The following is an 11,964-nucleotide window of genomic DNA, read 5'->3' as shown; positions in this document are numbered from 1 at the left end:
CGCGCCGTGGCCCGGACCGCGGGGAAGGCCGGGAAGGCAGCGGAGAAGACATCGCAGTCGCGAGCCGGAGCCGCCTCACGCACCGACGTCCGCCGCGCGAGTCCGCGTGCGAGCTCCACGCTCGCCGCGCATCGGCCTGACCCGGGCACATCGCCCATCCCGACCCCATGGGCCAAGGTCGCCGCGACCTCCGCGTCGACCGTCACGACGCGCATGCAGGAGCGGCTGCGCGAGCGGCGCACGGCGCACACGCGGCTGCAGGCGATCCGCTGGGGCAAGAGGGCCGCGATCGCGCTTGGCGCGTTCGGCGCGGTGTGGCTGGTGCTGCTGTCGCCGCTGTTCTCCTTCGACGCGCAGAAGGTCGAGGCGTCGGGTTTCGGCAGCGTCGTCGACCCGGCGGAGGTCGACGCCGTGATCGCGGCGCACGACGGCACGTCGCTCGCCATGCTCGACACTGGCGGCATCGAGACCGCGATCGAGGGGCTGGTCGGGGTCAGTGACGCCACCGTCCTGCGCGTGTGGCCGACGGGCCTGCGCGTCGAGATCGAATCGTCCGAGCCCGTGGCCGCGATCCCGCGTGACGGCGGCGGCTTCGTGCTGGTGGATGACAGCGGCGAGCCCGTCGACTCCGCGAAGGAGCCGCCGGCGCAACTGCCCGTCGTGACGATCCCGATCACGTCCGGTGAGACCCGCATCCTGGACGGCGTGCTCGACGTGATCGACGAGCTTCCGGTGGCACTGCGGGACCGCGTGGAAGGCGTCGAGGCGCGGACGGAGGACTCGATCCACTTCGTGCTGCGTGACGGCCCCAGCATCGAATGGGGGAGCGGCGAGCAGTCGGCGCTGAAGGCCGAGGTGCTGAAGGTGCTGCTCGACTCTCCCGAAGCATCGAAGGCGGCGGTGATCGACGTGTCCGCGCCGTCGTTGCCGATCACGCGTGCGGAGTAGGTCGCCGCGATTATCTGCGCGACACGCGCCAGCCTGGAGCGATTTTCGGGCATCGGCACGTACCGTCATCGTGGACGAAGTTGACATAACTATAACCCTCAAGTAGAGGGTTAAGGTTGGGAGGGTCTCATGGCCGCACCGCAGAACTACATCACCGCCATCAAGGTCGTCGGCGTCGGCGGTGGTGGCGTCAACGCCGTCAACCGCATGATCGACGTGGGCCTCAAGGGCGCCGAATTCATCGCGATCAACACCGACGCGCAGGCGTTGCTGATGTCGGATGCCGACGTGAAGCTCGACATCGGGCGCGAGCTCACCCGTGGTCTCGGAGCGGGCGCCGACCCCGAGGTCGGCCGTCAGGCGGCGGACGACCACGAGGCGGAGATCGCGGAGGCTCTCAAGGGCGCGGACATGGTGTTCGTCACCGCAGGCGAGGGCGGTGGCACCGGCACCGGTGGAGCGCCGGTCGTCGCGAAGATCGCACGTGACCTGGGCGCCCTGACCGTGGGCGTGGTCACCCGGCCCTTCGGCTTCGAGGGGCGCCGCCGCGCCGATCAGGCGGATGCGGGCATCCAGCGCCTGCGCGAAGAGGTCGACACCCTCATCGTGATCCCCAACGACCGACTGCTCGACATCTCTGACAACGACCTGTCGGTGCTCGGCGCCTTCGCTGCCGCCGACCAGGTGCTGCAGGGCGGTGTGCAGGGCATCACGGATCTCATCACCACTCCCGGCCTCATCAACGTCGACTTCAACGACGTGAAGTCCGTGATGCAGGGCGCGGGCACCGCGCTCATGGGTGTGAGCTCCTCGCGTGGCGAGGGCCGCGCGCTGTCGGCCGCGGAGGGCGCGATCTCGTCGCCCCTGCTCGAGGCCTCCATCGAGGGTGCGCACGGCGTGCTGCTGTCGATCGCCGGTGGCTCGAACCTGGGCATCAAGGAGGTCGAGATCGCCGCCCGGCTGGTCCGCGAGGCGGCTCACCCCGAGGCGAACATCATCTTCGGCACCGTCATCGACGATTCGCTGGGCGACGAGCTCCGCATCACGGTCATCGCCGCCGGCTTCGACGGGGGCGCACCGACCGTGAGCCACGCGGCCGGTGCGCTGGGCATGGTGGACGGTGCTCGCGCGATGCGGTCCTCCGCCGAGACTGATCCCGTGGACGCTCCCGTCGAGCAGTCGTCGATCCCGCAGGCCATCGAGGCCGACGTCGACGAGCCGCCCGCCCAGACCGACACCATCGACGTCAAGCCCGTGCGCCGCGACGCCGAGGCACTCGACGTCCCCGAGTTCCTCCGGTAATCCCGGACTGGTCGGCCCGGCGTGATCGGCCTGCTGTGATCGATGCGGGTCTGCCGGTTCGCGCCTTCTTCACCACGCGCGACGGCGGGGTGAGCGTTCCTCCGTACGAGTCGCTCAACCTCGCCGTCCACGTGGGCGACGAGCCCCACGCCGTCGCCACCAATCGCGCGCGCGTCGCGGACCACGCGGGCGTGCCCGTCTCGTACCTGGTGGCGGAGCACGGCATCGCAGTGGCCCGGCTCACGGCGCCGGGGGAGTCCCCGCCGGCGGCCGATGCGCTCGTCACCACGGTGCCGGGGGTCGGCCTGGCCGCGATCGCCGCCGATTGCGTGCCCGTCCTGCTCCACGACTCAGCGTCCGGTGCAGTCGCGGCGGTCCATGCGGGTCGAGAGGGGCTGTTCGCGGGCGTCATCGACGCCACGGTCGCCGCTCTCCTCGACATCCGGGGCGGTCACCGAGCACGCGGCCAGATGCGTGCGAGCATCGGGCCCGCCATCTGCGGACGGTGCTACGAGGTTCCCGTGGCGATGCGCGCGCGCGTCGCTGCCCGCCACGCGTCGGCGTTCGCGACCACCCGCACCGGGACCGCTGCCCTCGATCTGCCGCGCGCGATCGAGACCCGCCTCGGCGAGCTGGGCCTCTCGGGCATCGTCCGGTCTCACGAGTGCACCGCGGAGTCGTCCCGGCTGTTCTCGCACCGGCGCGACGGCGTGACGGGTCGTTTCGCCGGGATCGTCGTCTGCGAATGACTGCGCGGCGTGTCGCTCCGCTCCTGGCCACCGGGCCCGGCCTACCGTTCTAGCAATAGCGAGTTCACTTCAGAAGGAGCCATCCATGAGCGCAATGCGCAAGGCGATTCAGTACCTCGGCTTCGACGTGAGCCAGCACGAGGAGTACGACTACGCCGATGAGGAGCTCGCACCCGTGACGAACCTGCACGACGTGTCAGAGGTCCGCGAGAAGCACGAGTCGCGCTCAGCGCGCGCGGAGCGTCAGCGCACCCCCGGAAGCCCCGTCGCCGCCACGGACCTGCGCCGCATCCAGACCATCAAGCCGCGCACCTACAACGACGCCCGGCTCATCGGCGAGGCGTTCCGTCAGGGCGTGCCGGTCATCATGAACCTCACCGAGATGTCGGACGCGGACGCGAAGCGCCTGGTCGACTTCTCTGCCGGCCTGTCCTTCGGTCTGCACGGCTCGATCGAGCGCGTCACGACCTCGGTGTTCCTGCTGTCTCCCGCGCACGTCGAGATCGGCATGGACGCCGAGCCCCCCGCGCCCAAGCAGGAGAGCGAGTTCTTCAACGAGCGCTGACGTCGGTTAGGCTCACCGGGTGGATTTCGTCGCATCAGCCCTTCGCTTCGCGCTGTTCCTCTTCATGCTGGTGCTGTTCGCCCGCATGATCCTGGGCTTCGTGATGTCCTTCTCGCGCGAGTGGCGCCCTCAGGGCGCGATGCTCGTCGTGACGGAGGCGGTGTTCACGGTGACCGACCCCCCACTCAGATTCCTGAGACGGTTCATCCCCCCGCTGCAGTTCGGCCAGGTGCGACTCGACATCGCCTTCCTTGTGCTGTTCTTCGGCTGCTCGATCCTGTACCAGGTCCTGTTGTTCGTCTGATGCGGTGATGGGCACGTCGCTTGTGTCCCGTTGATGGCGGGTTCAGGTGGGTGCCGATACCTATTGATGAGTACAGTGACGATTATCGACGCGCTGGCCGGTACCCCGGCTACGACTAGACACAAGGTGGTTTGCACATGGCACTGCTGACGGCAGAGGACGTGCTCAACAAGGCGTTCTCGAAGACGAAGTACCGCGAGGGCTTCGACCAGGATGAGGTCGACGACTTCCTCGACGAGGTGGCGCACACGGTTCAGTCGCTCACCGCCGAGCGCGATGACCTCGCCAAGCGCCTCGCGCAGGCCCAGGCGGGCGCACCGTCGTCGCCCGACACGAGTGCGGCGCCCGCATCGGAGCCGTCGACGGAGGGTGGCCTGCTGGCCGCCGCGACCGACCCGACGCCCCCGAGCGCCACCGGGATGCTCGCGATGGCACAGAAGCTTCACGACGAGTACGTCAACGCTGGCGAGGCCGAGCGCGACCGCATCATCGACGATGCCAAGACCAAGGCGGAGTCGATCGTCGAGCAGGCCGAGACGGACGCCAAGGCTCGCATGGACGAGCTGGTGTCGGAGCGCGGCGACCTGGAGCGCAAGATCGACGACCTGCGCCGTTTCGAGCGCGACTACCGGGCCCGGCTCAAGAGCTACCTCGAGAACCTGCTCGGCGACCTCGATCACGGCGGCAAGGCCGAGCCCGCGGGCGCGGCGCCGGCGTTCGGCGCGGGCTTCGGTGCGGGCGTGACGGCGACCGATGACGCCTCCCACGATGAGGGCGAGGGCGAGTCCCGCGACGAGTCCGAGTCCCACCCGTCGGTGCCGACGTTCGGACAGCCCTCCTCCGGCGGTGCCGTCGCGCCGTCGACAGATGACTCCGCGCCCTCGGCGGGTGACGACGACCAGGGCCCCTCGGCTCCTTCGAGCCCGTGGGCGCAGGTGCGTCCCCAGGAGGGCGACTCGTCCGCTCAGGCCGCTCGCAGCTTCGGTGACGAGCAGCCTGCCCCGTGGGGCGCATCGGCCTACCAGCCCCTGGCCGGCCCGCCTCAGGATGACGCCACCCCGACGTTCGGAGCCCCCTCCCCGCAGGACGGCGACGACAAGAACTCCTGATCCGAGCCGCTCCGGCGGCCACCACGCTCAGCGCCACGCCATCGTTCGATGGCGTGGCGCTTTGCGGTGGGGCGCAAAGCGGACTACTCTCACGACACTGACCAGATTCGAGGATGTGTGATGACCAGCACTGACGTGACGATCGTCGTCGTGGACCCGGCGGAGCTCAAGCCCGCCGACGCCAAGAAGCTTGCGGTCCGCGAGGGCGACGAACCGTGGAAGATCGCGGAGCTTCGCGGGATCGTCAAGACGCTCAACTCCGACGTGGAGCGGCTGGTCGCGGAGTATCGCGGCGCCGAGCACGAGCTCGACGACCTGCTCCACACCTCCGAGGGCGCGGGCGATGACCAGGCCGACGCCGGCTCGACGGCGCTCGAGCGCGAGCAGGAGATGTCGATCGTCAACAACACGCGCGACATGCTCGAGCAGAGCGTCGACGCTCTGCGCCGGGTCAAGAACGGAACGTACGGCGCATGCCAGGTGTGCGGCCAGGGGATCGGCAAGGCCCGCCTCGAAGCGTTCCCGCGTGCCACCCACTGCGTCACCTGCAAGCAGCGCGAGGAGCGTCGTTGACTTGGCGACCAGCCCTGTGGCTGGTCGCCCTCGTCGTCATCGCGCTGGATCAGTTCACCAAGCAGTGGGCGCTGTCCGCCCTCGAGCCGGGGGAGAAGCACGCCGTCCTCGGTGACCTGCTGTCCTTCCAGCTCGTGTTCAACTCGGGTGCCGCCTTCTCCTTGGGCGATGGCTATACCTGGGTGATGACCATCGTCGCCGTGATCGTGACCGTCGGCATCGTGTACTTCGCGCGCCGGGCGCAGTCCCGTCTCGCTGTCGCACTGTTCGGCATCGGTCTCGGGGGCGCCGTCGGCAACCTCATCGACCGGCTGCTGCGCGAGCCCAGCTTCGGCCAGGGTCACGTGGTCGACATGATCAACTACAACGGCTGGTTCGTGGGGAACGTCGCGGATCTGGCGATCGTGGGCGTCGCGGCAGTGGTGCTCGTGATGAGCCTGACCAACCGGCCCCTGCTCGCCGCGCCCGTCCCACCTGAGAGTGCCGACGAGCCGCAGTCAGCCGACGCGACTGTCGGCGAGGAGCCCCGTGACTGATACCCGCTACCTTCCCGTTCCCGATGCCCTCGTGGGGGAACGTGTCGACGCGGGCCTCGCGCGCATGCTGGGATTGAGCCGCACCAAGGCCGCCGAGCTGCTGGAGACCGGAGCCGTCGAACTGGACGGGCACACCCTCGGAAAGTCCGACCGGCTGTCCGAGGGCATCCTCGCGGTCGACATCCCCGACGAGCGCGAGCCGGTGGCCGAGCCGTCGGTTCCCGGCGGGCTGGTGCTGGTCTACGAAGACGACGACCTCGCGGTGGTCGACAAGCCCGTGGGCGTCGCCGCGCACCCGTCGCCGGGGTGGACGGGCCCCACCGTGGTGGGGGCCCTCGCATCGGCCGGCGTGCAGCTCGCGCAGTACGGGCCGGCGGAGCGTCAAGGGATCGTGCATCGGCTCGACGTCGGCACCTCCGGTCTCATGGTGGTCGCGAAGTCCGACACGGCGTATACGGCCCTCAAGCGCGCGTTCAAGGAGCGCGACGTCGAGAAGGTCTACCACGCGGTCGCGCAGGGACACATGGACCCGACCGAGGGCACGATCGACGCGCCCATTGGGCGCCACCCCACGGCGGACTACCGGTTCGCCGTGGTGCAGGGCGGCAAGCCCTCGATCACGCACTACGTGGTGCTGGAGATGTTCCCGGCCGCCTCGCTGGTGGAGGTCCACCTCGAGACGGGTCGCACGCACCAGATCCGCGTCCACATGGCCGCGATGCGTCACCCCCTCGCGGGCGACCTGACCTACGGCGCGGATCCGCGGCTCGCTGAGCGGCTCGGCATCGCACGCCAGTGGCTGCACGCGCGGGAGCTGGCGTTCGAGCACCCCACCCGGGGCGATGAGCTCCGGGTCGTCAGCGAGTACCCGGCGGACCTGTTGGCGGCGCTCGAGGTTCTGCGAGGATGACGGTGCGTGTCGAGGCCGTGACCACGGAGGCCCATTTCGCGGACGCGCTGGAGGTGCGGTTCGCGGTGTTCGTGCACGAGCAGGGGGTGTCTGCTGACAGCGAGCGCGATGCCCTTGATGACGATCCGCGCACGCTCCACGCCGTAGCCTACGACGCCCACGGCAGGCCGGTGGGGGCTGGGCGAGTGCTCGCTCCCCACACGGACACGGAACACGGCCAAGGCACCTCCCACGGAGCGATGGATCCCGCGAATCCGCACATCGGTCGCCTCGCGGTGATGGCGTCTGCGCGAGGCACGGGTGCGGGCCGGGCGTTGATGAAGTTCTTGGAGGCCGCCGCTCTCGAGCGCCACGGAGCCCACGGGGGCGTCCGGGTCGAGCTGTCCGCACAGGATCAGGCGATGCCGTTCTATCAGCGGCTCGGGTACACGGCGTACGGCGACGGCTATCTGGACGAGGGCATCGAGCATCACGACGCGTACAAGGACCTCACGGCCTGACCTCGGCCCGGCTCGCGGAGCCTCAGGTCAGCAGTGCGCGGATGCGCTTCTCGCTCACCGGCTCGCTCGTGCCGAGCGCTTGCGCGAACAGCGACACCCGCAGCTCCTCGAGCATCCAGCGCGCGTGCTCGAGCCGCTCCGCACGTCCCGGGTCCGGTCGCCCGGCGTCGTGAGCCTCCTGGACGCTCGTCACCTCGTTCGCCACCTCACGGACCTTCCACATCGTGGCCGCGTCGCGGTGAGGGTCCGACTGCGCCTTCTCCAGCCGCAGGGCCGCGGCCTTGAGGTAGCGCTCCAGGTGAGGCAGGCGCGCGGCCGGGGTGCGCGCCAGGAACCCGTCGCCCACGAGCGCATCGGCCTGTGCTCGGATGTCGGTGACCACGGCGAGCAGGGCCATGCTGGTGGCGGCCGTGAGCGCCGCGTCGAGGTCGCGGTAGGCGTCGAGGGCAGCAGCGGCCAGCGCCGCGACCCGGTGGGTCTCGTCCTCGAGCCCGGCGCGCACGTGGTCGCGTGCGCCGGCGTAGGACGCCGCATCGCGCACCAGCGCCACGTCGACGTCGGGTCCCGACGTGAGCGCCCGGACCGCGGCGTCCTGGAGCGCCGCCACGAGTGCCTCGGTGCTGCGGTAGGGCGACGCCGCGAGTGTCAGCGACAGCGCCGTCGTCCAGCGGGTGGTGATGCGCTTGGTGGGCAGCGCGCATTCGGTGAGGAGCAGTCGCCGCACGCCATCGGGATGGGCGGCCTGGCGTGACGCGGCGTCGGCCAGCACTCGCAGGGCAGGCTCGCCCTCGTCGATGATCGCGGGATAGCCGCGCACCGTCGCGCCGCCCACCTCGCCCGACACCTCGTCCGGGAGGGCGCCGCCCGGGAGGTCGGGCCAGCCGGTCAGGCCGGTCTGCTCGGGCAGGGCCGCGGCGCTCGGGCGGGCTCGCGACGAGGGAGGCCCAGCGCCGATGCGCGTATCGGCGCCGGCTGCGTCGTCTCCGCGGGAGCCTGCGGACGGCGCCCCTGCCGCGTCGGCCCTGCCCCCGCCTGGGGCGCCGGCCTGTCGGCCGCCCGCCGTCGTATCGGCCGCACGCTGGACGGTGCTGCTCGGGACGATGGTGCGTTGCATCGCCGCGCTGACGGCGGCCTGCGACTGCGGGGCCAACGAGCGCTGCAGACGCACGAGGTCGGTGGACTCGTCCACCACCGCGCCGGCCTCGTCCTCGACGCGAAAGGTGATCCGAAGGTGGGAGGGCAGGCGCTCGTCGAGACCTTCCCAGGCGTCGCCGGGGACGTCGATGCCGCGTGTGTCACGCACGGCGCGGGTGAAGGCGTCGCGGTAGGACTCGGCCATGTCGCCGGCGCGCGCCATGTCCTCCCACGCCGGAGTCTCGCGCGCGAGCCACGACGCGACGTCCCGAGCGGTGTCGGGCGCGGGAACCAGCAGCCGGCGCACGGGCTTGGGCAGCGCGCGGATGGTCGCGGTCGCGAGCTCGTCAGCGAGCCCGGGCACCATCCAGTCAAAGCCCTCAGGGGTCACGCGCGGCAGCACGGCGATGGGGATGTGCACGGTCACGCCGTCCGCGTCCGTCCCGGGCTCGAACTGATAGGTCAGCGGCAGTGCGAGGTCGCCCTGCGGCCACACCGTCGGGAACGCGTCGGTGTCCACGTCGCCGTGCTCAGGGGCCACGGTGTCGAGCGTGAGCGTGAGCAGTTCGGGGTGCTTGCGCCGAGCGTCTTTCCACCACCGATCGAAGTGCCGGGCCGAGACCACGGTGTCCGGCACGCGCTCGTCGTAGAAGTCGAACAGCGCCTCGTCGTCGACCAGCAGGCCGCGGGTGCGCGATCGCGCCTCGAGCTCCTCGGCCTCGGCAAGCAGCCGCTGGTTGTCCTTCCAGAAGCTGTGGTGCGTCTCCCACTCGCCCTGCACGAGCGCGTGACGAATGAACAGATCGCGAGCCTCGACGGGACGGATGCGACCCCACAGGACGTCACGATCGGCCACGATGGGCATCCCGTAGAGCAGCACCTTCTCGGTCGCGACCGCCGCGCCGCGCTTCTTGGACCAGTGCGGGTCGGCGTAGGTGCGTTTGGCCAGGTCGCCCGCGAGCTCCTCGGCCCACTCGGGCTTGATCGCCGCCACGTCCCGCGCCCACAGCCTGCTGGTCTCCACCAGCTCCGCGGCCATCACGAACGCGGGAGGCTTCTTGGACAGGGGAGAGCCAGGGAAGATCGCGAAGCGTGCGCCGCGGGCTCCCAGATAGTCGTTGCGCGCCTGCTTCTTGGCGCGCCTGACCGCGGCCTCGCGGGCCCCGCCGCGCAGGTGCGCGAACTGGGAGGCCTTGGGCTCTCCCGTCTCCTGCATCCCGAGCTGGGACAGCAGGCCCGCAAGGATCGAGCGGTGGATCTGGTCGGCGTTCCATGCATAGCGATGCGACTGGCTATCAGCGGATCCGGCGCCGCTATCGTCGCCCTTCGGCGCCAACAGCTTCGCCTCCTTGCGCGCCATCTCGATGCCGAGCGGCTTCGCGGTCTGGCGGATCTGTTCGACCACGTCCTGCCATTCACGCACGCGCAGGAAGTTCAGGTGCTCCGCGCGGCACATGCGCCGGAACGCGCTGCCGGAGAGCTCGTGGCGCTGCTCGCGCAGGTACTCCCACAGGTTGAGGTAGGACAACAGGTCGGACGCGGGCTCCGCGAACCTGCGGTGCAGCGCATCCGCCTTCTCGCGCTCCTCGCTGGGTCGCTCGCGGGGGTCCTGGATCGACAACGCGGCGGCGACGATCGCGACCTCGCGCGCGACGCCGTGCCGCTGCGCCTCGACGATCATGCGTGCCTGGCGCGGGTCCATCGGCAGCCGGGACAGGGTGCGGCCCACCTCGGTGAGCCGCGTGCGGCCGTCGCGCAGCTCCAGCGCGCCCAGTTCCGTGAGCAGGTTGACGCCGTCCCGAATGGCCCGCGTGTCCGGTGGCTCGACGAACGGGAAGGACGCCATCCCCTCGGGGCCCTCCACGACGCCCACGGAGATCATCTGCAGCAGCACCGAGGCCAGGGACGTGCGCAGGATCTCCGGCTCGGTGAACTCTGGCCGGCCGTCGAAGTCGTCGTCCGCATACAGCCGGATCGCGATGCCGTCCGCGAGTCGCCCCGCCCGCCCGGAGCGCTGGTTCGCACTCGCCTGCGAGATGGGCTCGATGGGCAGCCGCTGCACCTTGGTGGCCTTCGAGTACCGAGAGATGCGCGCGGTGCCCGGATCCACGACGTAATGGATGCCGGGAACGGTCAGCGATGTCTCCGCCACGTTGGTCGCCAGCACGATGCGCCGGGTCGCGTGGCGCTCGAACACCCGGTGCTGCTCGGCGGCGCTCAGGCGGCTGAACAGCGGCAGCAGCTCGACCGCCTGCGGGTGACGCGGATCGCGGGCGCGTGGGCCCAGGTCCGCCGCCAGTGCATCGGCCGCGTCCCGGATGTCCCGCTCTCCGGACAGGAACACGAGGATGTCGCCCGGCCCCTCGCGCATGAGCTCGTTGCAGGCGTCGACGATGCCCGTGGACTGGTCCTTCTCCTCGCCCTGCTTCTCGCCTGCCAGCGGCCGGTAGCGGATCTCGACGGGGTATGTGCGCCCGGTGACCTCGACCACCGGCGCCAGGTGCGCATCGGCCGTCTGCGTCTCGAGCGGAACCGGACCACCGGGGGCGAAGTGCCGCGCGAACCGGTCCGAGTCGATGGTCGCCGACGTGATGATGACCTTGAGGTCGGGGCGCCGCGGCAGCAGGTTCGTGAGATAGCCCAGCAGGAAGTCGATGTTGAGGCTGCGCTCATGCGCCTCGTCGATGATGAGGGTGTCGTAGGCGAGCAGCTCCGGGTCGCGCTGGATCTGCGCCAGCAGGATGCCGTCCGTCATGACCTTCACCAGGGTGCGCTCGCTCGACTGGTCGGTGAAGCGCACCTGGTAGCCGACGATCTCGCCGAGCGTGGTGCCGAGCTCCTCGGCGATGCGTTCCGCCACCGTGCGTGCCGCGATGCGCCGCGGCTGGGTGTGGCCGATCTGCCCGGCCCGGCCGCGTCCCAGATCCAGCACGATCTTGGGCAGCTGCGTGGTCTTGCCCGAGCCGGTCTCGCCCGCGACGATCACCACCTGGTGGTCGCGGATCGCCGCCGAGATCTCCTCACGACTCGCACTCACGGGCAGCTGCTCGGGATACTCGATCGGTGGGAGGTCCACGGCCTCGCGGGCGCGAGCGGCCGCCTCGAGCGCGCCTCGGCTCACCGGCCGATGCGGGTCGCGGTGGCCGCCCCCGCGTCGCCCGGGCCGGCGGTCGCCGCGGCGCGCGCGGGATCGCTCGGGACGGGGGGACGGGTCGCTCACATGAGCCATTGTCCCAAGGCTGCGGGGGTGCTCGTGCCTGCGCCTCCCCACCCGACAGTTCGAGCCAATCTGGACCCGACACGCCGAGCCCGCCCGCGCATCGGCCGTGGTCTC

The 11,964-nt window shown here is 70.6% G+C and carries 11 protein-coding genes; 10 read left to right on the top strand and 1 reads right to left on the bottom strand.

Features of this window, described 5'->3' with window-relative positions:
* Window positions 1-213: 213 nt before the first annotated feature.
* From AOP72_RS07755 to AOP72_RS07710, 10 genes are all read left to right on the top strand, one after another.
* Entirely contained in the window at window positions 214-948 is a 735-nt protein-coding gene (locus AOP72_RS07755; RefSeq protein ID WP_152650299.1) for a cell division protein FtsQ/DivIB, read from the top strand.
* 129 nt (window positions 949-1,077) lie between these two features.
* Window positions 1,078-2,250 carry a cell division protein FtsZ gene (gene ftsZ / locus AOP72_RS07750; RefSeq protein ID WP_062134643.1) on the top strand — a complete coding sequence of 391 codons (1,173 nt, stop codon included), beginning with the start codon at window positions 1,078-1,080 and terminating at the stop codon, window positions 2,248-2,250.
* A 35-nt stretch (window positions 2,251-2,285) separates the two neighbouring features.
* Entirely contained in the window at window positions 2,286-2,999 is a 714-nt protein-coding gene (pgeF, locus tag AOP72_RS07745; protein WP_152650298.1) for a peptidoglycan editing factor PgeF, read from the top strand.
* A gap of 85 nt (window positions 3,000-3,084) precedes the next feature.
* Window positions 3,085-3,564 carry a cell division protein SepF gene (locus tag AOP72_RS07740; protein WP_062134625.1) on the top strand — a complete coding sequence of 160 codons (480 nt, stop codon included), beginning with the start codon at window positions 3,085-3,087 and terminating at the stop codon, window positions 3,562-3,564.
* A 19-nt stretch (window positions 3,565-3,583) separates the two neighbouring features.
* Window positions 3,584-3,868 carry a YggT family protein gene (locus AOP72_RS07735; RefSeq protein WP_084631519.1) on the top strand — a complete coding sequence of 95 codons (285 nt, stop codon included), beginning with the start codon at window positions 3,584-3,586 and terminating at the stop codon, window positions 3,866-3,868.
* A 137-nt stretch (window positions 3,869-4,005) separates the two neighbouring features.
* On the top strand, window positions 4,006-4,977 hold the full coding sequence (locus AOP72_RS13940) for a DivIVA domain-containing protein (RefSeq protein ID WP_084631516.1): 972 nt from the start codon (window positions 4,006-4,008) through the stop codon (window positions 4,975-4,977).
* A 120-nt stretch (window positions 4,978-5,097) separates the two neighbouring features.
* Entirely contained in the window at window positions 5,098-5,550 is a 453-nt protein-coding gene (locus AOP72_RS07725) for a TraR/DksA family transcriptional regulator (protein WP_062134622.1), read from the top strand.
* Complete coding sequence (gene lspA, locus AOP72_RS07720) at window positions 5,547-6,086, top strand: signal peptidase II (RefSeq protein WP_193746386.1); 540 nt, start codon at window positions 5,547-5,549, stop codon at window positions 6,084-6,086. Before AOP72_RS07725 ends, lspA begins: the two co-directional genes overlap by 4 nt.
* Window positions 6,079-6,996, top strand: a complete 918-nt coding sequence (locus tag AOP72_RS07715) for an RluA family pseudouridine synthase (protein ID WP_062134619.1) — start codon at window positions 6,079-6,081, stop codon at window positions 6,994-6,996. Before lspA ends, AOP72_RS07715 begins: the two co-directional genes overlap by 8 nt.
* Window positions 6,993-7,496 carry a GNAT family N-acetyltransferase gene (locus AOP72_RS07710; protein ID WP_062134616.1) on the top strand — a complete coding sequence of 168 codons (504 nt, stop codon included), beginning with the start codon at window positions 6,993-6,995 and terminating at the stop codon, window positions 7,494-7,496. The genes AOP72_RS07715 and AOP72_RS07710 overlap by 4 nt, the downstream gene beginning before the upstream one ends.
* A 22-nt stretch (window positions 7,497-7,518) precedes the next feature.
* Here AOP72_RS07710 and hrpA read toward each other — a convergent pair whose 3' ends face one another.
* Window positions 7,519-11,859 (bottom strand): ATP-dependent RNA helicase HrpA, encoded by a 4,341-nt coding sequence (gene hrpA / locus AOP72_RS07705; RefSeq protein WP_084631511.1) that lies wholly within the window; start codon window positions 11,857-11,859, stop codon window positions 7,519-7,521.
* Window positions 11,860-11,964: the final 105 nt, after the last annotated feature.

Source organism: Demequina aestuarii (assembly GCF_000975095.1).
Classification (GTDB): Bacteria; Actinomycetota; Actinomycetes; order Actinomycetales; family Demequinaceae; genus Demequina; species Demequina aestuarii.
Note: the sequence above shows the minus strand (reverse complement) of the source record. Positions and strands in the feature narration are given on the sequence as shown.

Bases quoted from the DNA above. Each gene is read 5' to 3' on its own strand.
- AOP72_RS07755 (WP_152650299.1), top strand. From the start codon at position 214: ATGCAGGAGCGGCTGCGCGAGCGGCGCACGGCGCACACGCGGCTGCAG.
- ftsZ (WP_062134643.1), top strand. From the start codon at position 1,078: ATGGCCGCACCGCAGAACTACATCACCGCCATCAAGGTCGTCGGCGTC.
- AOP72_RS07740 (WP_062134625.1), top strand. From the start codon at position 3,085: ATGAGCGCAATGCGCAAGGCGATTCAGTACCTCGGCTTCGACGTGAGC.
- AOP72_RS13940 (WP_084631516.1), top strand. From the start codon at position 4,006: ATGGCACTGCTGACGGCAGAGGACGTGCTCAACAAGGCGTTCTCGAAG.
- AOP72_RS07725 (WP_062134622.1), top strand. From the start codon at position 5,098: ATGACCAGCACTGACGTGACGATCGTCGTCGTGGACCCGGCGGAGCTC.
- AOP72_RS07710 (WP_062134616.1), top strand. From the start codon at position 6,993: ATGACGGTGCGTGTCGAGGCCGTGACCACGGAGGCCCATTTCGCGGAC.
- hrpA (WP_084631511.1), bottom strand. From the start codon at position 11,859: ATGGCTCATGTGAGCGACCCGTCCCCCCGTCCCGAGCGATCCCGCGCG.